The following is a 20,999-nucleotide window of genomic DNA, read 5'->3' as shown; positions in this document are numbered from 1 at the left end:
ACCCTCGCGTCCCCGGCGGCCGCCCTCCGGGGCCGTGCGTCCCCGGTGTCCTCCGTCCGGGACCGCGCGGCCCCGGACGGCGTCGCCTGCGCGCCCCCGGCGGCCGCCGTCGCGGCCCTCGTCCTCGTCGCCGCGGCGGTGGCACCGGTCTGCGCCCCGATCCCGGAGGCCGCCGCGGCCGGCGCGCCCGGAGGCCGGGACAGCCCCTGCCGGCCCGGTGAGGGCCGCGACCTGCGGGACGGGGACTTCACCCGCGCCCCGCTCCCGGCCGGCCTGCGCTGCGCCGACCTGACCAGGGCCGTGCTGAGCGGCGTGACGCTCGCCCACGAGGACCTGACCGGGGCCGTCCTGCGCGGGGCCGACCTGCGCGGCGCCGACCTCACCGGGGCCTCGCTCCGCTACGCCGACCTGCGCGCCGCCGACCTCACCGAGTCCCGGCTCGGCGAGGTGCGCGCCGACCACGCCGACCTGCGCGGCGCGTACCTCGCCGACGCCGAGGCCGTGCAGGCGAGGTTCCCCCACGCCGACCTCACCGGGGCCAAGCTGGCCCGCACCGACCTGGGACAGGCCGACCTCACCGGCGCCAAACTGGTCGGCGTCAACCTGGAGGAGAGCAACGCCGAGCAGGTGGCGGCGGTCGGGGCCGACTTCACCCGGGGCAGACTCGGCGGCGCCGACCTGAACCAGGCGGGGCTGGGCGACGCCACCTTCACCGGCACCGACCTCACCGGCGCCGACCTCGGCCAGGCCGACCTGCATGGCGCCGACTTCACCGGGGCGGTCGTCGAGGGGACCACCTTCGACCAGGCGCGCGGCGTGGACCTGGCGGGCGCCCGGGGCTTCCCGGCCGGTCTGCGCGACCCGTGGAACCGGCGGCCCCGGTCCGCGGCGTCCAACCCCCGAATCGGGCCGCCGGAGACGAACCTCCTGCCGGAACGGCCCGCCGTCGGGCCCGTCATGGTGGCCTTCAGCACGGCGGGCATGATCCTGCTGCTGGCGGGCTGGGCCGTACGGACCCGGTGGCGGCGCCGCCGGCACGGCTGAGCGGCGAAAGGCCCGGGACGCCGCCGGCGGGCATGTCGCCGTCTCGGGCGGCCGATGGCGGGCACGGCCGTACGCCGGGTGCCGGGAACGCCCCGGTTCCCGGACGCTCCGGGCCGGGAGCGAAGGTCAGATGCCGCTGGGGGTCATCGGCTGCATCAGGCGGCGGGCCGCCTCGGTGATGGAGCCGGACAGCGAGGGGTAGACCGCGAAGGTGTGGGCGACCTGGTCGACGGTGAGCCGCTGCTGCACCGCCACCGAGACCGCGAGGATCAGCTCGGACGCGCGGGGGGCGACCACCACGCCGCCGAGGATGATGCCGGTGTGCGGGCGGCAGAACAGCTTCACGAAGCCGTCGTTGAACCCCTGCATCTTCGCGCGGGCGTTGGTGGCCAGCGGCAGCTTGACCACGTTGGCCTCGATCTCACCGGCCTCGATCGACTTCTGGGTGACGCCGACCGCGGCGATCTCCGGGTCGGTGAAGATGTTGGAGGCGACGGTGGCCAGCCGCAGCGGCTGCACCGCCTCGCCGAGCGCGTGCCAGACCGCGATCCGGCCCTGCATCGCCGCGACCGAGGCGAGCATCAGCACGCCGGTGCAGTCGCCGGCGGCGTACACGCCGGGCGCCGAGGTGCGTGAGACCTTGTCCACCTGGACGAAGCCGTTCCGGTCGAGGGTGACTCCGGCCTCCTCCAGGCCGATCCCCGCGGTGTTGGGCACCATGCCGACCGTCATCAGGCAGTGGCTGCCCTCGGCGGTGCGGCCGTCCTCCAGCGTGACGACCACGCCGTCGGCGGTGCGCTTGACCGACTCCGCGCGGGAGCGGCCCATGACGTTCATCCCGCGCCGGCGGTAGACCTCCTCAAGGACCTCCGCGGCGTCGGCGTCCTCGTTGGGCATCATCCGGTCGCGCGAGGACACGAGCGTGACCTCCGAGCCGAGCGAGCGGTAGGCGCCCGCGAGCTCCGCGCCGGTGACGCCGGAGCCGACCACGATGAGGTGCTCGGGCAGCTCCGTGAGGTCGTACAGCTGCCGCCAGGTGAGGATGCGCTCGCCGTCGGGCTCGGCGCCGTTAAGGATACGCGGGGTCGCGCCGGTCGCCACGATGACCACGTCCGCCCGGATCGTCCGGTCACCGGCCCTGACCACCTGCGGGTCGACCAGCCGCCCGGGTGCCCGGACCACCTCGACCCCCTCCGCCGACAGCCTGGCCGCGATGTCGGCCGACTGCGCGCGGGCCAGCTCCTTGACGCGCCGGTTGACCTCCGGCATGTCGGCGATGACGCCGCCGGCGTCGCCGTCGGGGCCGCCGGTGTAGTGGACGCCCAGCATGCTGGCGTCGAGGAGCGCCTGCTTGCGCACGGAACTGGCGATCAGCGTCTTGGACGGCACGCAGTCGGTGAGCACGCAGGCCCCGCCGGGACCGTCCTGCTCGACGACCGTGACCTGCGCGCCGAGTTGCGCGGCCACGAGCGCCGCCTCGTAACCGCCGGGTCCGCCGCCGATGATAACGATCCTTGTCACGTCCCTATTCTCCCGCATTACCGGACCGGTCGGCTCGCCGTCCCCCCGGAAAATCCCGGAACCCGCGACACACCGGCGAAAATCGCCGTCGGCCGAGCCTGCGTGATCGCCGGGTGGTTCTTCGATTAGTGTTTGGTGCCGTGCCTGTCTACGCCGCCTACGGCAGCAACATGGACCCCAAGCAGATGGCCCAGCGGGCCCCCCACTCCCCCATGCGGGGGTCGGGCTGGCTTCAGGGCTGGCGTCTGACGTTCGGCGGGAACGACCTCGGTTGGGAGGGCGCGCTCGCCACCATCGTGGAGGAGGCCGGCGAGCAGGTCTTCGTCGTCCTCTACGACGTGCCCGAATGGGACGAGACCACCCTCGACCAGTGGGAGGGCGCCGCGGCCGGCCTCTACCACAAGGTCAGGCTCCGGGTGCAGACCCTGGAGGGCGAGGTCGTGGCCTGGTTCTACGTGCTCGACGGCTACGAGGGCGGGCTGCCCTCGGCGCGCTACCTCGGCATCCTGGCCGAGGCGGCGGAGAAGGCCGGGGCTCCGGACGACTACGTCCGGGCGCTGCGCGAGCGCCCCTGCTCGTCCCTGGGAAGCTGAGCCCTCGGCCGGCGGGCCGAATCCGCCGGTGCCGGAGCCCCTGCTCGTCCCTGGGCAGCTGAGCGACGTGCCGTTCTAACGGCGAGTAACCTCTGATGCGTGACGAATGACCCTTATGCACTCGCCGATGACGCCGCGACCGCTCTCAAGGACGCCCTGGGAGTCGAGTCCGTCGATGTCGCCCTGGTGATGGGGTCGGGCTGGGTCCCGGCCGCCGACGCGATCGGCGAGACGATCGCCGAGGTCCCGGTGACCGACCTGCCCGGGTTCGCCCCGCCGCTGGTCGCGGGCCACGCGGGCCGGATCCGCGCGGTGCGGGCCGCGCAGGACAAGATCGCGCTGATCTTCCTGGGCCGCACCCACCTCTACGAGGGCCGCGGCGTGGAGCCGGTCGTGCACGGCGTGCGGACCGCGATCGCCGCCGGCGCCCGCACGATCGTGCTGACCAACGCCGCGGGCGGCCTGCGCCCGGAGACCCAGGCGGTCGGCGAGGCCGTACTGATCAGCGACCACATCAACCTGACCGGGGCCAACCCGATCACCGGCGCCACCTTCGTCGACCTCACCGACGTCTACACCCCGCGCCTGCGCGCCCTGGTCCGCGAGGTGGACCCGTCGATGGCGGAGGGCGTCTACGTCGCGTTCCGCGGCCCGACGTACGAGACCCCGGCGGAGGTCCGCATGTGCCGCGTCCTGGGCGGCGACATGGTCGGCATGTCCACCGCGCTGGAGGCCGTCGCCGCCCGCGAGGGCGGGGCGGAGGTGGTGGGGATCTCGCTCGTCACCAACCCGGGCGCCGGGCTGGTGGGCGAGCCGCTGAACCACCAGGAGGTGCTGGAGGTCGGCCGCGCCACCGCCGCGCGCATGGGCGGGCTGCTGTCGAAGGTCGTCGACAGGCTCTGATCCCCCGCCCCGGCCCGGCTCGCGAAGCGGGCCGGGGCACCGAGAACCACCCGGCAGGGCCCGCGGAAGCGGGCCGAACCGATGACGGACCCGGCGGAGGCGGCGGGCCGCCGCCGGCAGGAGGCGACGTTGAACAGCGATCTCGTACGGCTCGCACGGGACTGGCAGGCCCAGGACCCCGACCCGGAGACCCGCGCCGAACTCGGCGCGCTGCTGGAGGGCGGCGATGAGACGGCGCTGCGCGAGCGGTTCGGGGCCAAGCTGGAGTTCGGCACCGCGGGGCTCCGCGGCGAGCTGGGCGCCGGCCCCAACCGGATGAACCGGGTCACCGTCATGCGCGCCGCCGCGGGCCTGGCCCGGGTGCTCGGGCCGGGCGGGCACGTCGTGATCGGCTACGACGCCCGGCACAACTCCGACGTCTTCGCCCGCGACACCGCCGCCGTGCTCACCGGCGCCGGGCTGCGCGCCTCGGTGCTGCCCGGCCCGCTGCCCACCCCGGTGCTGGCCTTCGCCGTACGGCACCTCGTCGCCGACGCCGGCGTGATGGTCACCGCCAGCCACAACCCGCCCCGGGACAACGGCTACAAGGTCTACTGGGGCGACGGCTCGCAGATCGTGCCGCCGGTGGACCGGGAGATCTCCGACGCGATCGACGCCGTCGGGGACGTCTCCGGGCTGCCGCTCGGCTCCCCCGGGGACGACGCCTGGACCACGCTGGGCGAGGAGATCGTGGCCTCCTACGTGGACGCGGTCACCGCGCTGCCGATCGGCGACGCCCGCGACCTGAAGGTGGCCTACACGCCGCTGCACGGCGTGGGGGCGGTGACGTTGACCGGCGCCTTCCTGGCCGCCGGGTTCGAGGCCCCGGTCATCGTGGAGGCGCAGGCCGCCCCGGACCCCGGCTTCCCCACCGTCGCCTTCCCCAACCCGGAGGAGCCTGGCGCGATGGACCTCGCGCTGGAGCTCGCCGGGCGGATCGGCGCGGACATCGTGCTGGCCAACGACCCCGACGCCGACCGCTGCGCGGTGGGCGTGCCCCTGCCGGGCGGCGGCCACCGGATGCTCACCGGCGACGAGCTCGGAGCCCTGCTGGGCGAGCACGTGATCCGGAACACCTCCGGCGGCGGGCGCCTGGTCGCCACCACCGTCGTCTCGTCCTCCCTGCTCGGCAAGATCGCCGCCGGGTACGGCGTGCGCCACGCCGAGACCCTCACCGGTTTCAAGTGGATCATGCGGGCCGAGGGCGGCGACCTCGTCTTCGGCTACGAGGAGGCGCTGGGCTACAGCGTCGGCACCGGCGCCGGCCTGCCGGTCCGCGACAAGGACGGCATCGGGGCGGCGCTGACCGTCGCCGGCCTGGCCGCCGCCGCCAAACGCGACGGCCGCACCCTGCTCGACCTGCTCGACGACCAGGCCCGCCGGTACGGCCTGCACGCCACCTCCCAGCTCTCGGTGCGGGTGGACGACCTGTCCCTGATCGCCGGCGCGATGGCCCGGCTGCGCGCCACGCCGCCGGTGGAGCTGGGCGGCCGGAAGGTCGAGTCCGCCGACGACCTGCGTGAGGGCGCGGGCGGCCTGCCGCCCACCGACGGCCTGCGCTACCGGCTGTCCGGCGGCGCCCGCGTCGTCGTCCGCCCGTCGGGCACCGAGCCCAAGCTCAAGTGCTACCTGGAGGTCGTCGTCCCGGTCGCCGGGGAGGTCTCCGAGGCGCGGGCTCGGGCCGCCGCCGACCTGGACGCCCTCCGCGCCGACCTGTCGTCCGCCCTGGGCCTCTGAGCCCGCCGGGCCCTCTGAGCTGAGCCCGGCCGGCCCTCTGAGCACGCCCGGCCCGGCGCCCGGGATGGAGATACGTCCATTCCGGGGGCCGGATGCCGGAGGAACCTCCATGGCGTGACCGGTCCGCCGGGTGGTTTGCTACCGGGCATGAAACCGACAACGGTCGAGGAACGGGTCGTCGTGCCCGCTCGCGAGGGACGCGCGGTCACGGTGACCGCCGGGCAGCGGGTGCGCGTCGTGGACCTGGAGGGCGGCCAGGTGGGCGACCTGTTCGCCTTCGCCGCCGGCGACCCGGCCGAGCACCTCAGCGCCTCGCACACGCGCAGCCGTACGAGCCGGTTGTTCCCCGCGGTCGGGGAGCCGTTCCTCACCGACCGGCGCAGGCCGATCCTGACGCTGGTCTCCGACACCTCCCCCGGCTGGCACGACATGCTGATCGCCGCGTGCGATCCGGCGCGTTACGCCGCGCTCGGCGTGCGCGGGGCCCACGCCTCCTGCGCGGAGAACCTGCACCGCTCCCTTGCCGGGCTGGGGCTGACCAGCGGCGTCACGCCCCAGCCGGTCAACGTGTTCATGCGCATCCCCGTCCAGGAGTCCGGAGAGCTCCGCTGGCTGCCCGCGGTCAGCCGCGCAGGCGACGCGATCACCTTCGAGGCGGTCATGGACTGCGTCGTGGTGCTGTCCGCGTGCCCCCAGGACCTGGTCGGGATCAACGGGAACGGCCCGTCTCCGCTGGCGATCGACGTGCTGTCCGGGTGACCGGCCGTTCTTCCCACATACCTACGAGAAGGAAGTCCAGACATGAGCGTTTTCACCTCCGGCATCGGGCACCCGGCGCTGGAAGCGGGACGGATCGGGGAGCTCACGCCGGCCAACAGGCTGGTGGTCTCGCCGATGACCAGGGTCTCGGCGGCCCCGGACGGCACGCCGACGGACGAGATGGCCGAGTACTACGCCGAGTTCGCCCGCGGCGGGTTCGGGCTGGTGATCACCGAGGGCACCTACACCGACACCGTCTACAGCCAGGGATACCTCAACCAGCCGGGGATCGTGTCCCCGGAGCATGCGGCGGCCTGGCGGGAGACCACCGGACGCGTGCACGAGGCGGGGGCGGCCGTCGTGCTGCAGCTCATGCACGCCGGGGCGTTGTCGCAGGGCAACCGCTACCGTGACGACACCGCCGGCCCCTCCGCCGTGCCACCCCTGGGGGAGAAGATGCCCGAGTACGGCGGTCACGGGCCGTGGCCGACGCCGAGGGCGATGGACGAGGCCGACATCGAGGCCGCGGTGCGCGGCTTCGCCGAGTCGGCGGTGCGCGCGCGTGAGGCGGGCTTCGACGGGGTCGAGGTGCACGGCGCCAACGGCTACCTGCTGGACCAGTTCCTCACGGACTACACCAACCGGCGCGAGGACCGCTACGGCGGCCCCGTCACCAACCGGATCCGTCTGGCCGCGGAGGTCGTGGCGGCCATCCGCGCGGAAGTGGGACCGGACTTCTGCGTCGGCGTCCGCCTGTCCCAGACGAAGGTCAACGACTTCACCCACCGGTGGCCCGGAGGCGTCCACGACGCCGAGACCGTCTTCGGGGCGCTGGCCGACGCGAACGCGACGTATCTGCACATCGCCAGCGAGGGCCGGGACTGGATCGAGACCGCGCGGATGGAGAACGGCGTCACGATCACCGGTCTGGCCCGCAGGGTGAGCGGTCTGCCGGTGATCGCCAACGGCGGCATGCACGACTTCGGCCAGGCCGCGAAGGTCCTGGCGGACGGGCACGCGGACTTCCTGTCCATCGGCCGGGCGGCTCTGGCCTCCCCCGATCTGCCCCGCCGCCTGGCGGACGGGACGCCGCTGGAAGACTTCGACCACATGATGCTGCAGCCCATGGCGACCCTGGACAACGCGCGCCGGTGGCGGCGCTCCGCCCTGACCGGGGCGTGACCTCTTCCGAGGAGGATGGTGGCCGACATGAATACGGACTGGTGCGGCGAGGCAGCCGCCGTCGTGACGCTGACCTTCGACGTCGACGCCGAGACGCCGATCCTCGCGCGGGGACGCCGCTACGCCGGGCACGCGAGCACGATGTCGCACCAGGCGTACGGGCCGGACGTCGGGCTGCCCCGCATCCTGGACCTGCTCGACGACCTCGACGTGCCCGCGACGTTCTTCGTGCCGGGCTGGGTGGCCGAGCACCGCCCGGGTCTGGCCGGGTCGATCGTGGAGCGGGGGCACGAGGTGGCCCACCACTCCTACAGTCACCGCCCGCCCACGTCGATGACCTTCCGGGAGGAGCGGGACGACTTCGCCCGGACGCTGGAGGTGTTCTCCGGCCAGGGCATCGAGATCACCGGATACCGGGCGGCGCTGTGGGAGGCCACCTGGCGCACCGCCGGGCTCGTCGCCGAGTACGGCCTGCTCTACGACTCGTCGCTGATGGGCGACGACCGCCCCTACCGGCTCCCCACGGAGCACGGGGAGATCGTCGAGTTGCCGGTGCACTGGTCGCTGGACGACTGGGAGCAGTACGCCTATCTTCCCGAGCCGCACGTCGGATCGGTCATCGAGTCACCGACGAAGGTGCTGGAGATGTGGTGCGCGGAGCTGGACGGCATGCGGCACTACCGCTCCCTGTTCAACCTGTGCGCGCACCCCTTCCTGTCGGGCCGCCCGGGAAGGGCCCTGGCCCTGCGCCGGTTCGTCGAGTACGCGCTCGCGTGCGGGGACGTGCGGTTCGCCCGCTGCCGCGACGTGGCGAGGGCGGCGGCGGCCGATCCCGGGCTCGCCAGGCGCCCGCACCGGGCGCCTGAGGCGGACCCGGAGATCTATCCCCGCTGAGCGACGTCCGTCCCCGCGCTCTCACCGCGGGGCCATGTCGTCGGCGCGCAGGGCCAGGAACAGATCCACCCGGCCCTCGGTGCGGTTGATGTCCCGGCCGGTCAGCTCCACGATCCTGGAGAGCCGGTTGCGCAACGTGTTGACGTGGACGTGCAGCGCGGCGGCGGTCAGCGCCCAGTGCCCATCGTGGTCGAGGAAGGCACGCAGCGTCGGCTCCAGCTCCCCGCCCCGCCTGGCGTCGTACCTCCGCATCGGCGCGAGCACCTCGTCGGCGAAACCGCGCAGCGTCCCGGATTCCTGCAGCCCCAGGAGCAGCCGGTGCGCGCCCAGTTCGGCGAAGGACCGCACGGCCGGGCCGCTGCGGCTGCGGCGCAGGACCCGGCAGGCGTCCTGCGCCCGCAGCAGGGGTTCCCGCAACCCCGCCGACCCGGTGACGACGTCACCGAGACCCGCCACCGGACGCCGCCCGGGGAACCGCTGTCCCACCGCCTCGACCAGCCGCTCCGCCATGGACGTCAGCCGCTGCCCGGAGTAACGCCAGGGCAGCACCGCCACGACGTCCTGGGTGCCGCCCGCCACCACGACCGGTACGCCCTCGGCCACGAAGAAACCTCCCACGACCTCGGCCAGACCGGGCAGCGTCGCGGCCTCGCCCTCGGCGAAGGCGACGGCGCACACCGCCAGCGGGCCGTCGGGGTCCACCCCGAAGGCCCGCAGCCTGTCGGGCACCTCGGCCGACCGGTGCCCGCCGGAGAGCACCATCTCCCGCAGCTCACCGGCGAAGCGCATCTCGATCGCCTGTACGGCCTGCCGCTTGGCCACCTCCAGGCTGAGGAAGCGCGCCGCCTGCTCCAGTGCGTCCCGCTCCGCCCGGTCGAGGGTCGTCATCGGGCGAAGGCAGACCAGGGCCGCGTCGACGTCGCCGACGGCGCCCACCAGGAACAGGGTCGCGCGTCCGGCCGGTCCCACGGACACCTCCAGCGCGGGCGGCCGGCGGGCGAGTCCGTCGGCCACCTCCTGGAGTTCTCCGGCGTCGAGTCCGGCCCCCTCCGCCGCGATCAGCCGGCCCATCCAGTCGACCACCGCGAGCGGCAGATCGTGGTCGCGCCGGAGCACCTGGAGCACGCCGGAGGCTCCGGCGCCGTGCGAGATCGCGCCGGCCAGCGCGTCGCCCCTGCGGATCATGCCGACCAGCTCGCCCTGGCGTTCCTCGGCGTAGACGGCGGCGACCGCCTCGGAGACCGCGGTGAAGGGGACCGCGGGGGAGATCTCCAGCAGCGGCAGGCCGGCCTCCCGGCAGGCGTGGACCAGCTCCCGGGGCGTCGCGGGGGTCTCCTCACGCAGTCCGAAGACGATCCCCGCCGCCCCCGCCCGCGTCAGCCCGGCCACGAACTCCGCCGGGGTCACCCGGTCGAGCCACAGGCCGTTGGTCAGCACGAGCTCACGTTCCCGCACGTAACGGGAGGGGTCCGGCAACTCGGTGTTGTGGATCCAGGCGATCGGGGACTCCATCGCCCCGGCCGGGCCGGGGACGAGCACGCGCAGCTTCAGCGAGGCGTTCCGCGTGAGAGAGGACAGGGTGAACACCCTGTGAATATATCCATGCCCATCGCGATATATGGAGACATTTCTCCACTGTGAACGGCGGTGACCCGGGTGCTTATGTGGTGCGCATCACCAAGGAGGCAGCCATGTCGACCAGCGACCCCGCCCGAGCGGACGTGTCAGGGACCGCCCGCTTCGACGAACACGGCATCGAACCCATCCCCCCGGCGGCTCGTGACTCCACGCCGTGGCAGCAGTTCTGGATCTGGTCGGGAGCCAACATCGCACCGATCAACTGGGTGCTCGGAGCCCTGGGCATCACCCTCGGGCTGAGTCTGCTGGAGACCCTGGCCGTGATCGCCGTCGGCAACCTCGTCGGATGCGCCGTCTTCGGACTGTTCAACGTCATGGGGCACCGTACCGGGGTGAACCAGATGGTCCTCGGCCGCGCGTCGTTCGGCCGCAGGGGCGCCGTCGTCCCCGGCCTGGTGCAGGGCCTGCTGACCATGGGCTGGGTCGGCGTCAACACCTGGGTCGTGCTCGACCTGGTGATGGCGATCCTCCAGCGGTTCGGCGTCGAAGGCGGCACCGGCCTGAAGTACGGGGTCGCCGCGATCATCATGGCGGTCCAGCTCGGCCTCGCGCTGTACGGCTTCTACGCCATCCGCACCTTCGAGAAGTACACGGTGCCGATCACCGTGCTGATCATGGTGATCATGACGGTGCTCGCGCTCTCCAGGACCACCCTCGACTGGACGGCCACCACCGCCGTGACCCCGGTGTCCAAGGTCACCGCCGTCACCCAGCTGCTCACCGCCATCGGCATCGGCTGGGGGATCAGCTGGCTTCCCTACTCGGCGGACTACAGTCGTTTCGTCCGGGTCCGGTCCTCCGACCGGTCGGTGTTCTGGTCGACCGCGCTCGGCACGTACGTGCCGACCGTCTGGCTGGCCGCCCTCGGCGCGTGCCTGGCCAGTGCGGGCGCCGGCGCCGATCCGTCCACGCTGGTGACCGAGGTGTTCGGCGTGATGGCGCTGCCCGTCCTGCTCCTGATCATGCACGGGCCGGTCGCCACCAACATCCTGAACCTGTACTCCTGCTCGCTCGCCGCGCTGTCGATCGGCGTGCGCGTCGCCCGGTGGAAGCTCACCCTCGTCGCCGGCGCGGCGGCGTCGGCCGTCCTGGTGGTGTTCGTCCAGGCCGACAGCTTCGCCCACGCCTTCGACAACTGGATGGTCTCGATCCTGGTGTGGATCAGCCCGTGGGCGAGCATCGTGCTGGTGGACTTCTTCGTGCTCCGCGGGGGACGGATGGACGTGGCCTCGCTGTACCGGGACGACGCCTCGCCGTACGGCACGGTGAACCGCAGAGCCCTGGTCAGCCTCGGCCTCGGGCTGGTCGCGGCGTGGAGCTGGCAGTTCGGGCTCGTCCCGGCGACGCAGGGGCCGATCGCCCGCGCGCTGGGCGGCACCGACTTCTCCTGGTTGTCGGGAGGGTTGGTGGCCGGCGGCCTGTACTGCCTGCTCTCCGTCCGGGCACGCAGGGCCCACGCCGGCCTGGGCGTGGCACGCGAGGGGGCGCTGTCCTGATGGGACCGAGGATCCGCATCCTGACGACCGGCGGCACGATCGCCTCACGCCCGGCTCCGGAGGGCGGGGTCAGCGTGGCGGTTCCCGGCCACCGGCTGGTCACCGCCGCGGAGACGGCCGTGACGACCGAGGTCCGCGAGGTGATGCTCGAACACAGCTTCAACCTCACCCGGGCCCGGATGCTCGAACTCGCCGGGCGGATCGTGGCCGAAGTCCGCGATCCCGAGGTGGACGGCGTCGTCGTCACGCACGGCACCGACACCATGGAGGAGAGCGCCTACCTGCTCGACCTGCTCCTCCCCCCGGGGAGCACCGTGGTCTTCACCGGCGCCCAGCGGCACGCGGCCGAACCCGACGGGGACGGGCCGCGCAACATCCGCGACGCCGTACGGGTGGCCGCCGACCCCGCGGCACGCGGACTCGGCGCGCTCGTCACCATGGCCGGGCTCGTCCACGCCGCCCGGCACGCGACCAAGGCCGACACCCTCGCCCCCGAGGCGTTCGCCTCCCCCGGCCACGGTCCCGTCGGCCGGGTCTCCGGCGACCGGGTCCGGATCGCCTTCCATCCCGTGCGTCCCGCCGGATTCGACCTGGCGGAGATGGCGGGCCCGCAGCCCCGGGTGGACATCGTGCCCGTCCATCCGGACGCCGACGGCGTCCAGGTGGCGGCGTGCGCGGCCGCCGGCGCCCGCGGGCTGGTGGTCGAGGCTCTGGGCGCGGGGAACCCCACGCCCGGGGTGCTCCGCGAGATCCGCTCGTGCGTCGCCGACGGCGTCACCGTGCTCGTCACCTCCCGCTGCGCCCGGGGACCGGTGACCCCGGTGTACGGCGCGGGCGGCGGCGTCGACCTGGCCGAGGCGGGAGCGGTGTTCGCCGGGTCGCTGCGCGCACCCAAGGCACGGGTCCTGCTCGCGACCGCCCTCGCCGCCGAACCACGCCCGGACAGGGCACTGGCCCGCCTGGTCCCGCACCTCGGTCTGTGAGACGGTCTCAAAGCTGAGCGTCTCAAAGCTGAGAGTCTCATTTCTGGGACACTCGGAAATGAGTGTCCCAGAAATGAGACCATCGAGCCGTGGACGGGTTCATCGGAAGGTCACGGGAGCTCGGCAAGCTGCGCAGGCTGCTGTCCAAGGTCGAGGCGGGGGGCCGCGTCGGCCGGCCGGGCCGGGCCATCCTCATGCGCGGCCGACGCCGGGTCGGCAAGTCACGCCTGGCCGAGGAGTTCATCCGGCGCGCCGGAGTCCCCCATCTCTTCTACTCGGCCACCCGCGGCTCCGAGATCCAGCAGATCCGGAGGTTCGTCGAGGCCGCCTCCACATCCGACCTCCCCTCCGCCCACCTGCTGACCGGGCAGTCACCGGACTCCTGGGACTCCGCCCTGCGTCTCCTGGCCGCCTCACTCCCTCCGGACGCCCCGAGTGTCGTGGTCATCGACGAGCTGCCTTATCTGATCGCGAGCAGCCCCGACCTCGAAAGCGTCCTCCAGGTGCTGTTCGACCGGGAGTTCTCTCGCCTGCCCGTGCTGCTCGTCCTGATCGGCTCCGATCTGTCGATGATGGAGGCGATCAACCAGTACGACCGGCCCTTCTACATGCGGGCCACCGAGATGGTGGTCAGCCCGCTCACCCCGGCGGACGTGGCCGACAAGCTGGAGCTGCCCGCGGCCACCGCCGTGGACGCCCATCTGGTGACCGGCGGCCTGCCGATGCTCTGCGAGGAGTGGGAGCCGGGGCTCTCCGTCCAGGAGTACCTCCGGGAAGCTCTGACGGACTCCACGTCGTCCCTGATCGTGAGCGGCGAACGCGCCCTCTCCGCCGAGCTGCCGCCCGACGCCCAGGCACGGATCGTGCTCGGCGCGATCGGCTCGGGCCAGCGCACCCGCTCCTCGATAGAGCGGGCGGTCCCCGGCGTCCCGAGGGCCTCGCTCAACCGGGCCTTGCAGCTCCTGTTGGAGAAACGGCTGGTCACCGCCGAGCTTCCACTCTCCACCCGGCCATCACGCGAGACCCGATACCACATCGCGGACACGCACCTGCGGTTCTGGCTGGCCTTCGTCGGCCCTTGGCTCCCGGAGATCGAAAGGGACAGGGGCGACCTGGCCCTCGCCAACTTCCAGCGGACGTGGACGTCCTGGCGGGGAACCGCGGTCGAACCGGTCATCCGGGAGTCCCTGCGGCGCATGGACGGACTGCCCGAGCAGACTGGAGCCGTCGGCGGCTACTGGACCCGCACCGACGACCCGGAGATCGACATCGTCGGAGCGGACCGCGAACCGATCGCCAAAAAGATCACCGTGGTCGGATCCGTCAAATGGCTGGAGAACCGGCCGTTCGACCGGCACGACCTGAACGAGCTGATCGTCCACCGGTCCAGGCTCCCGGGCGCCGACGCCTCCACCCCGCTGCTCGCCGTCTCCCGCAGCGGGGCCACGACCGGCGAGGTGAGACTGATCACGCCGGAGGACCTGATCGGCGCCTGGCGCCTCGAAGCCGACCCGCCGAAGGATGAGCCACCCGGCGAACCGGCCGCCGGCGCGTAACCGACAACGGTCCCGTACGCGCCGTGGCGGCGGAACACCACGAGCCCTCCACCCGATGACGAGACCGTGCCCGGCCGCATACACCGACCGTGCACCCGGCCCGGCCCGGACCAGGATCACCGACATTTCACGGGTTGCGTAACCGACAGTTCACGGGGTGCCGACCGACAGTTCACGGGGTGCCGACCGACATTCGACGGTCGCTTGGAACCGCAGCTCAGGGCAGCAACACCGACATTTCACGGGGCTTGGAACCGACAGTTCACGGACCGCCGACCGACATTCGACGGGGCGGGAAACCGACAGGTTTCCACGCCGCCTCGGAGGCGGAGGCGTCTTTACGGTGACGGGTCGTGGCCGGGCGGGCGGGACGGGGGTACGGCGGGCGGGGACGGCGCGCGGCCACACCCGCCCGTGGCCCAGACCCCGGGTCCGTGTTCCGTGGTCCAGGGCCCGGAGCACGTGAGGTCGGAACGACCCGGTGTCTCCCGTCAGGAGACCACCACGGCGGCGATCACCACGGCGAGCGCGCCCAGCAGGGCGACCATGGCGGCCGGGGCCCAGACGGACCTGACCGGGGTCCGCGCGGCGTCTCCCGTGTCCCCGGTGCTCCCGGCGGCCGTGCCGGCCGTACCCGAGCCGGAGGTTCCGGCCGTACCCGAGGTGCCGGTCGCGTCGGGGGTCCCCGTCGTGCCGGTGGGCTGCGCGGCGGTGAAGGCGGAGGCCCGCCGGGCGGACTCGGCCCGCTCGGCGATCTGCTCGGCCACCCAGTCGGCGTGGGTCTTGCCCGCCAGCAGCTCGGCCGCGGCCTGCTCCCCCTTGGTGGGCGTCGCCTCGGTGCGGAACCGTCCGCCGGTGCGGGCGGGCCGTGCCCGCCGCGTGGCCGACGCCCGCTCGCGGCCGGAGGTCTGCGGCGTCCAGCAGCGCACGACCGCGTCACCAGAAGTGATCTTGATCGCGTGGGAGACCGCGACGTCGTCCACGGCCGCCCAGGGGAAGAACGTGTCCCTGAGCGGGTTGCGCACCAGCACGCCGTCCTCGGCCAGCACGACCCCGGGGCGCAGGCAGGTGATGTAGACCAGCGCGGTGATGACCGCCAGCACCGCGCCCGCGACCATCGACTCCGGCCCGCTGTAGCGGACGACGAGGTCCACCGCGTTGAGCGCGGCGAACGCCGTCCAGACCCAGCCGAGGATCAACGCGGCCCTCGACCGGAACACCTGCTTCATGACACCGACCCCACTCCCGGAGCCCCGCTCACGCCTGCCACTTGAGCCGCGCGAGACCGGGCTTGATGACACCGTTGATCAGCGCGAGGCGCTCGTCGAACGGCAGGAACGCCGACTTCATGGCGTTGATCGTGAACCACTGCAGGTCGTCCCAGCCGTAGCCGAACGCCTCCGACAGCTTGGCGAACTCCTGCGAGACGGTGGTGCCGCTCATCAGCCGGTTGTCGGTGTTGACGGTGACCCGGAAGTTCAGTTTCCGCAGCAGGCCGATCGGGTGCTCGGCGATGGACGGCGCCGCGCCGGTCTGCAGGTTGGAGGTCGGGCACATCTCCAGCGGGATGCGCTTGTCGCGGACGTAGGCGGCGAGCCGGCCGAGCTTGGCCTCGCCGTCGCCCGTCACCGTGATGTCGTCGATGATGCGCACCCCGTGGCCCAGACGGTCGGCGCCGCACCACTGGATCGCCTGCCAGATCGACGGCAGCCCGAACGCCTCACCGGCGTGGATGGTGAAGTGGGCGTTCTCCCGCTGGAGGTACTCGAACGCGTCGAGGTGGCGGGTCGGAGGATAACCCGCCTCGGCCCCGGCGATGTCGAAGCCCGCCACGCCGACGTCGCGGTAGCGGACCGCGAGCTCGGCGATCTCCATGGACCTGGCCTGGTGGCGCATCGCGGTGAGCAGGGTGCCCACCCGGATGTCGCGGCCCTCGGAGCCGATCCGGAAGCCCTCCAGGACGGCCTCGATGACCTCCTCCAGGCTGAGCCCGGCCGAGGTGTGCTGCTCGGGGGCGTAACGCACCTCGGCGTAGACGACGCCGTCGGCCGCCAGGTCCTCCGCGCACTCGGCGGCGACGCGGACCAGCGACTCGCGCGTCTGCATGACGCCGACCGTGTGGTCGAAGGTCTCCAGGTAGCGCTCCAGCGAACCGGAGTCGGACGCCTCGCGGAACCAGGTCCGCAGCTCCTCCGGATCGGTCGTGGGCAGCCGGTCGTAGCCCGTCTCGCGGGCGAGCTCCACGATGGTCTCCGGCCGCAGACCACCGTCGAGGTGATCATGGAGCAACACCTTCGGAGCCCGGCGGATCTCCTCAAGGGTGGGTAGCTGACTCATCTCGCCATCTTATGTCGCAGGTCGGAACGGAAATCTTGCGGACGGAGCGGCCCCGCCCGCTCCTCGCGTCCGGCTACTCCTCGCGTCCGGCGCTCTCGGGCGAGAAGGCGGGCAGGCAGACCGCGACGTACTCGGCGCCCTCGGGGCCGCTGCTGTAGCGGATCTTCTCCCCCGGCTCGCTCACGAACGCCTGCCCGGCGCCGACCTCGGTCGTCCCACCGGCGTGCTCGACGATGACGACGCCCTTGAGGACCAGCGTGTACTCGGCGAACTCCGGGGTCTGGGCCGGTTCCTCCCACCCCGCCGGGGCCTTCATGTGGGCGATCGAGAGGGCCTCGTCACCGCTGTTGACGCGGCCGACGTACTCCTCGATCACCTTGCCGCCGGGGACCGGGATCCGTGTCGCGCTATCGATTCTGCGTACCATACGACCAGTTTGTCACTTTCCAGGCCGCGTACCGGTCGCGAACCGACCGTGGCTCGCCACGAACCGGCCGCGACCCGCCACGAACCGACCGTGATCCTCCGCGAACCGCTACGAACCGCCGCGGACCGATCGTGAGCCCGCCGCGGACCGGCCGTGACCCTCCACGGATCGCCGCGGACCGGTCAGTGGGCGACGTCGACGACCAGCCGGTTCGGGCTCCGCTGCTCCGTCACCCGGAACCCCGCCCGGTGGTCCAGGACGATGCCGACGCCCACCACGCCCTCGAAGTCGCCGGTCTTGACCACGTTCTGCACGTTGCCCAGCTGGGCCTGGAAGATCGGCCCACCCGTCCAGGTGGGCTTCCCGGAGTCGCCGTGCGCCGCGGCCGGCCGCATCTTCACCTCCAGGTAGGCCCCGCCGACGGCGTCGATCGGGTCGCCCGACCCCTCCTGGACCAGTTTGGGCACCCAGCGCACGGTGTAGCCCGGCAGTGCCCCCTTCACGTCGATCACCACGCGGTCGAACCCGTCGTGCTCGGCGAACCGCGCGCCGGTGACGATCGGCGACTCGTCGAGGTCGCGCTCGACCTCGACCTCCCGGGTGCTCGTCGGGGGCTTCTGCCCCGGCCGCGCGACCGGCGGAGCCGACGGGGACGACGAGGAGGACGGGGAGGACGGCGGCGCGGCGGGGTCCGAGGAGGCGCCCGGATCCTCCGGGGCGTCCGAGGTCGCCGTGGCGGCCGGCGGGTCGGCGGGGGTGAAGCCGGCGTCCCGTGCGGCGGCGCCGCAGCCGGCGGCCGGCAGGCCGATAAGGACGAGGGTGAGGGCGACGCGGATGCGCTTCATGGTGGGCCTCCTACGTCTTAGATGCCCCAGGGGCGGGGGCGGTTCACCCCGTGGACGGCACCGGCCACCGCACCGCTTCGATCATCGCAGGTCAGGTGGGGAACGTGGCGGAATCAAGGCCGTACGGCCCGAAAGGACGGGGGCTTCGGTCCTTTCGGGCCGCCACGGCCGTACGGTCCCCGGGAGCGGCCGTACGGCCGTGGCGGACACACGCGCCGGCCGCCGCGCGGGCCGGGAGGGCCCGCGCGGCGGCCGGTGAGCCGGTCCTTCCGTACGGGCCCCTGTGTCACCGTGCGGAAGGCGGAAGGCGGAAGACGGACGGAGGTCGGGAGGGGTCAGACGGTCTCCAGCACCCTCTCCTCCGGCGCCTCCCCGTCCGCCGCGGGGACGGCCGTGCGGGTACGGCGGAGGCCGGTGAGCGCGATCGCCAGGCCGACGAGTCCGAGGATCGCCGAGACGGTGATCGCCGCGCGGAAGCCGTCGAGCGGGTCGGCGCTCGTGTTCGAGGTGAGCACGGCCGTCACGACGGCCAGCACGACCGCCCCGCCGACCTGCCCGGAGGTGTTGAGCAGGCCGGAGGCCAGTCCCTGCTCGTCGTCGGCGACGCCGTTGGTCGCCTGGATGTTCAACGACGGGAAGGACAGCGCGAAGGCGATGCCCAGCAGGACCATGCCCGGGATGACCAGCGTGACCAGGTCCGGGTCGGCGTTCACCCTGAGGAAGAAGGCGTAGCCGCCGGCCAGCGCGGCCGAGCCGACGACGATCAGTCTGCCGGTGCCGAACCGGTCGGCCAGATCGCCCATTTTGGTGGAGGTCACCGCGACCAGCAGCCCGGCGGGCAGGAAGGCCAGCGCGGTCGCCAGGGCCGACCAGTGCAGGAAGTTCTGGAAATACTGCATGGCCACGAACTGGAAGCCGACGTAGGAGCCGAACAGGATGACCAGGCCGAGGTTGGCCCGGACGATCGGGCCGGACCGCAGGATGCCGAGCCGTACCAGGGGGTGCCTGACCCGCCGCTCGGTGACCACGAACGCGGCCAGCAGCGCCACCACCCCGGCCAGCGAGCCGATGGTGCGGAGCGAGCCCCAGCCGGCCTCGGGGGCTTGGACCACGGTGAACACCAGCAGCAGCATGGAGGCGGTGATGGTGACCGCGCCGATGAGGTCGTGTCCGCCCTCGGCCCGTTCCTCCTCGCGCCTGGGCAGGTAACGCAGCGCCGCGACCAGCGCGATGACGGCGACGGGGACCGGCATGAGGAACGTCCAGCGCCAGCCGAGCTGGGTCAGGAAGCCCGAGATGACCAGGCCCAGGGAGAAGCCGCTGGCGCCCGCGGCGGTGAAGACGCTGAGGGCCCGGTTGCGGGACGGACCCTCAGCGAAGGTCGTGGTGATGATGGACAGCGCGGCGGGGGCGGTGAAGGCGGCGCTGACACCCTTGACGAACCGGGCGGCGATCAGCAGGGTTCCGTCGTTCACCACGCCGCCGAGGAGCGAGGCCACCGCGAAGACGGCCAGCGCGGCCAGGAAGACCCGGCGCCGGCCGAGCAGGTCGGCGGTGCGGCCGCCCAGCAGGAGCAGACCTCCGTAGCCGAGCACGTAGCCGCTGACCACCCATTGCAGGGCGGAGGTGGAGAGGCCCAGGTCGGCCTGGATGGACGGCAGGGCCACGCCGACCATCGACACGTCGAGGGCGTCGAGGAACACCACGGCGGAGAGCACGGTGAGCGCGGCCCAGAGGCGCGCGGCCCAGCGCTCGTCGGGGGACGAATGAGGCATGCCGCACACTTTTCCATGCAGATGCATCTAATGCAAACGAATTAAGTTCTTGTGCATTAAATGTTCACGCATGGTATGATCCGCGCATGAGCGAGGAGTCCCTGGTCGGCGCCTGGCGCGAGGTGCTGGCCAAGCACGCCATGACCACCTGCGCGCTGGAGCGCGAGCTCTCCGAGCGGCACGGGCTCGGCATGAGCGAGTTCGAGGTGCTGGAGCGCATGGTCGAGGGCGGCCGGGAGAAATACCGCGTCCAGGAGGTGGCCGACGCGGTCCACCTCAGCCAGAGCGCCTGCTCACGGCTGATCGCCCGCCTGGAGAAGGCGGGCCTGGTGTGCCGGGGGATGTGCGAGGACGACCGGCGGGGCGTCTTCGTCCTCATCACCGACGAAGGCCGCGCCCGCCACACCGAGGCCACACCCACCCACCGCGCCGTGCTGTCACAGGTCTTCGCCCCCGCCGAACGGCTCGCCTCCCCCGCCTGAACCGCCCGGCTCCTCCGGCGAATTCGATATAGCCCTACCCGATATGACGCGGCCGGCGAAGGAGGAGGCGCGCGCGAACGGATCGGGCGCAGCGATGTGCTCGAAGAGCGTTACCGCCGTGTGCTGCGACTGCTGCCCGCCTCCTACCGCGCCGGACGCGAGGAGGAGATGGTCGACGCCTTCGTGACTCCTCCGCTCCCTGAAGGGAGCGGCTTCTCGCTAAGCCGCTTCCGCAGCCTCGCGAAGGGCAAGCCCTGCCCGCAGGATGTTGACCGCCGCGTTGACGTCGGCGTGCGCGGTGAGCCCGCACGCCACGCACCGGAACGCGGCCTGATCGAGGCGGTTCTCCTTGGCCACGTGCCTGCATCGCGAGCAGGTGCGGGAGGTGCCGGCGGGGTTCACCGCGATCAGCTCTCGACCGGCGCTTTCAGCCTTGTGCGACAGGATCGTCAGGAACACCCCCCACCCCGCGTCCAGGATGCTTCGGTTGAGACCGGACTTCTGCGCCACGTTGGTGCCGGGCGCCTCGAGCGTGCCGGATGCCGAGCGGGTCATGTTCGCGATCCGCAGGTTCTCATGCACGATCACGTCATAGCCGCGTACCAGCCGCAGCGCGGCCTTGTGCACGCCGTCCAGCCGCTGGCGGCGGATCTTGCCGTGCAGCGCCGCAACCCGCGCCACCGCTTTACGCCGCCGCGCGGAGCCGCGTTTCTTGCGAGCCAGATCCCGCTGAGCGGCGGCCAGCCGCTCAGCGGACGCGGCCAGGTGACGCGGGTTGGTCAGGTGCT

At 72.7% G+C, this 20,999-nt stretch carries 19 protein-coding genes; 11 read left to right on the top strand and 8 right to left on the bottom strand.

Annotated elements, in window-relative coordinates:
• The first annotated feature begins 45 nt into the window (after nucleotides 1-45).
• Nucleotides 46-1,044, top strand: a complete 999-nt coding sequence (locus tag AB0D67_RS01890; RefSeq protein WP_362928811.1) for a pentapeptide repeat-containing protein — start codon at nucleotides 46-48, stop codon at nucleotides 1,042-1,044.
• Nucleotides 1,045-1,170: 126 nt separating this feature from the next.
• Here AB0D67_RS01890 and AB0D67_RS01885 read toward each other — a convergent pair whose 3' ends face one another.
• Nucleotides 1,171-2,565 carry an NAD(P)H-quinone dehydrogenase gene (locus tag AB0D67_RS01885; RefSeq protein WP_362928809.1) on the bottom strand — a complete coding sequence of 465 codons (1,395 nt, stop codon included), beginning with the start codon at nucleotides 2,563-2,565 and terminating at the stop codon, nucleotides 1,171-1,173.
• A gap of 140 nt (nucleotides 2,566-2,705) precedes the next feature.
• Between AB0D67_RS01885 and AB0D67_RS01880 the strand changes: the two genes are divergently transcribed.
• The 6 genes from AB0D67_RS01880 (at nucleotide 2,706) to AB0D67_RS01855 (ending at nucleotide 8,672) form a co-directional block, all read left to right on the top strand.
• The gene (locus tag AB0D67_RS01880; protein WP_179819533.1) at nucleotides 2,706-3,158 is read left to right on the top strand and encodes a gamma-glutamylcyclotransferase; all 453 of its coding nucleotides are present in this window, start codon (nucleotides 2,706-2,708) and stop codon (nucleotides 3,156-3,158) included.
• A gap of 99 nt (nucleotides 3,159-3,257) precedes the next feature.
• The gene (locus AB0D67_RS01875; RefSeq protein WP_362928806.1) at nucleotides 3,258-4,061 is read left to right on the top strand and encodes a purine-nucleoside phosphorylase; all 804 of its coding nucleotides are present in this window, start codon (nucleotides 3,258-3,260) and stop codon (nucleotides 4,059-4,061) included.
• Nucleotides 4,062-4,142: 81 nt separating this feature from the next.
• Entirely contained in the window at nucleotides 4,143-5,837 is a 1,695-nt protein-coding gene (locus AB0D67_RS01870) for a phospho-sugar mutase (protein ID WP_362928804.1), read from the top strand.
• 147 nt (nucleotides 5,838-5,984) lie between these two features.
• On the top strand, nucleotides 5,985-6,596 hold the full coding sequence (locus AB0D67_RS01865; protein WP_362928802.1) for an urea carboxylase-associated family protein: 612 nt from the start codon (nucleotides 5,985-5,987) through the stop codon (nucleotides 6,594-6,596).
• A 42-nt stretch (nucleotides 6,597-6,638) separates the two neighbouring features.
• Nucleotides 6,639-7,778 (top strand): NADH:flavin oxidoreductase, encoded by a 1,140-nt coding sequence (locus AB0D67_RS01860; RefSeq protein WP_362928800.1) that lies wholly within the window; start codon nucleotides 6,639-6,641, stop codon nucleotides 7,776-7,778.
• 27 nt (nucleotides 7,779-7,805) lie between these two features.
• Nucleotides 7,806-8,672, top strand: coding sequence for a polysaccharide deacetylase (locus tag AB0D67_RS01855; RefSeq protein ID WP_362928798.1), 867 nt, complete (start codon nucleotides 7,806-7,808; stop codon nucleotides 8,670-8,672).
• Nucleotides 8,673-8,693: 21 nt separating this feature from the next.
• On the opposite strand, the gene AB0D67_RS01850 is transcribed toward AB0D67_RS01855, so the two are convergent.
• Complete coding sequence (locus tag AB0D67_RS01850) at nucleotides 8,694-10,259, bottom strand: PucR family transcriptional regulator ligand-binding domain-containing protein (RefSeq protein WP_362928796.1); 1,566 nt, start codon at nucleotides 10,257-10,259, stop codon at nucleotides 8,694-8,696.
• 104 nt (nucleotides 10,260-10,363) lie between these two features.
• Between AB0D67_RS01850 and AB0D67_RS01845 the strand changes: the two genes are divergently transcribed.
• The 3 genes from AB0D67_RS01845 (at nucleotide 10,364) to AB0D67_RS01835 (ending at nucleotide 14,345) form a co-directional block, all read left to right on the top strand.
• The gene (locus tag AB0D67_RS01845) at nucleotides 10,364-11,806 is read left to right on the top strand and encodes a cytosine permease (protein ID WP_362928794.1); all 1,443 of its coding nucleotides are present in this window, start codon (nucleotides 10,364-10,366) and stop codon (nucleotides 11,804-11,806) included.
• Nucleotides 11,806-12,789 (top strand): asparaginase, encoded by a 984-nt coding sequence (locus tag AB0D67_RS01840; protein WP_362928792.1) that lies wholly within the window; start codon nucleotides 11,806-11,808, stop codon nucleotides 12,787-12,789. Before AB0D67_RS01845 ends, AB0D67_RS01840 begins: the two co-directional genes overlap by 1 nt.
• Before the next feature lie 89 nt (nucleotides 12,790-12,878).
• Nucleotides 12,879-14,345 carry a DUF234 domain-containing protein gene (locus AB0D67_RS01835; RefSeq protein WP_362928790.1) on the top strand — a complete coding sequence of 489 codons (1,467 nt, stop codon included), beginning with the start codon at nucleotides 12,879-12,881 and terminating at the stop codon, nucleotides 14,343-14,345.
• Nucleotides 14,346-14,836: 491 nt separating this feature from the next.
• Here AB0D67_RS01835 and AB0D67_RS01830 read toward each other — a convergent pair whose 3' ends face one another.
• The 5 genes from AB0D67_RS01830 to AB0D67_RS01810 form a co-directional block, all read right to left on the bottom strand.
• A complete protein-coding gene (locus AB0D67_RS01830; protein ID WP_362928788.1) occupies nucleotides 14,837-15,574 on the bottom strand; it encodes a PH domain-containing protein in 738 nt (245 codons plus the stop codon).
• Nucleotides 15,575-15,602: 28 nt separating this feature from the next.
• Nucleotides 15,603-16,682: an adenosine deaminase gene (locus AB0D67_RS01825; RefSeq protein WP_362928786.1), complete on the bottom strand. Its 1,080-nt coding sequence runs from the start codon at nucleotides 16,680-16,682 to the stop codon at nucleotides 15,603-15,605.
• 73 nt (nucleotides 16,683-16,755) lie between these two features.
• Entirely contained in the window at nucleotides 16,756-17,109 is a 354-nt protein-coding gene (locus AB0D67_RS01820) for an AraC family ligand binding domain-containing protein (protein WP_362928784.1), read from the bottom strand.
• Between the two features lie 182 nt (nucleotides 17,110-17,291).
• A complete protein-coding gene (locus AB0D67_RS01815) occupies nucleotides 17,292-17,954 on the bottom strand; it encodes a hypothetical protein (RefSeq protein ID WP_362928782.1) in 663 nt (220 codons plus the stop codon).
• Between the two features lie 335 nt (nucleotides 17,955-18,289).
• Nucleotides 18,290-19,729, bottom strand: coding sequence for an MFS transporter (locus AB0D67_RS01810; protein WP_362928780.1), 1,440 nt, complete (start codon nucleotides 19,727-19,729; stop codon nucleotides 18,290-18,292).
• Nucleotides 19,730-19,815: 86 nt separating this feature from the next.
• Between AB0D67_RS01810 and AB0D67_RS01805 the strand changes: the two genes are divergently transcribed.
• Complete coding sequence (locus tag AB0D67_RS01805) at nucleotides 19,816-20,211, top strand: MarR family transcriptional regulator (protein WP_362928778.1); 396 nt, start codon at nucleotides 19,816-19,818, stop codon at nucleotides 20,209-20,211.
• 219 nt (nucleotides 20,212-20,430) lie between these two features.
• Here the strand turns inward: AB0D67_RS01805 and AB0D67_RS01800 are convergent.
• A partial coding sequence (locus AB0D67_RS01800) for a transposase (RefSeq protein WP_362928776.1) occupies nucleotides 20,431-20,999 on the bottom strand: 569 nt, incomplete at its 5' end.

The sequence above is a fragment of the Streptosporangium sp. NPDC048047 genome (genome assembly GCF_040653115.1).
GTDB lineage: Bacteria > Actinomycetota > Actinomycetes > Streptosporangiales > Streptosporangiaceae > Streptosporangium.
Note: the sequence above shows the minus strand (reverse complement) of the source record. Positions and strands in the feature narration are given on the sequence as shown.

Excerpts from the sequence above, each read along its gene's own strand:
- AB0D67_RS01870 (WP_362928804.1), top strand. The coding sequence starts at position 4,143 with ATGACGGACCCGGCGGAGGCGGCGGGCCGCCGCCGGCAGGAGGCGACG.
- AB0D67_RS01865 (WP_362928802.1), top strand. The coding sequence starts at position 5,985 with ATGAAACCGACAACGGTCGAGGAACGGGTCGTCGTGCCCGCTCGCGAG.
- AB0D67_RS01860 (WP_362928800.1), top strand. The coding sequence starts at position 6,639 with ATGAGCGTTTTCACCTCCGGCATCGGGCACCCGGCGCTGGAAGCGGGA.
- AB0D67_RS01855 (WP_362928798.1), top strand. The coding sequence starts at position 7,806 with ATGAATACGGACTGGTGCGGCGAGGCAGCCGCCGTCGTGACGCTGACC.
- AB0D67_RS01845 (WP_362928794.1), top strand. The coding sequence starts at position 10,364 with ATGTCGACCAGCGACCCCGCCCGAGCGGACGTGTCAGGGACCGCCCGC.
- AB0D67_RS01840 (WP_362928792.1), top strand. The coding sequence starts at position 11,806 with ATGGGACCGAGGATCCGCATCCTGACGACCGGCGGCACGATCGCCTCA.
- AB0D67_RS01830 (WP_362928788.1), bottom strand. The coding sequence starts at position 15,574 with ATGAAGCAGGTGTTCCGGTCGAGGGCCGCGTTGATCCTCGGCTGGGTC.
- AB0D67_RS01825 (WP_362928786.1), bottom strand. The coding sequence starts at position 16,682 with ATGAGTCAGCTACCCACCCTTGAGGAGATCCGCCGGGCTCCGAAGGTG.
- AB0D67_RS01820 (WP_362928784.1), bottom strand. The coding sequence starts at position 17,109 with ATGGTACGCAGAATCGATAGCGCGACACGGATCCCGGTCCCCGGCGGC.
- AB0D67_RS01815 (WP_362928782.1), bottom strand. The coding sequence starts at position 17,954 with ATGAAGCGCATCCGCGTCGCCCTCACCCTCGTCCTTATCGGCCTGCCG.
- AB0D67_RS01810 (WP_362928780.1), bottom strand. The coding sequence starts at position 19,729 with ATGCCTCATTCGTCCCCCGACGAGCGCTGGGCCGCGCGCCTCTGGGCC.
- AB0D67_RS01805 (WP_362928778.1), top strand. The coding sequence starts at position 19,816 with ATGAGCGAGGAGTCCCTGGTCGGCGCCTGGCGCGAGGTGCTGGCCAAG.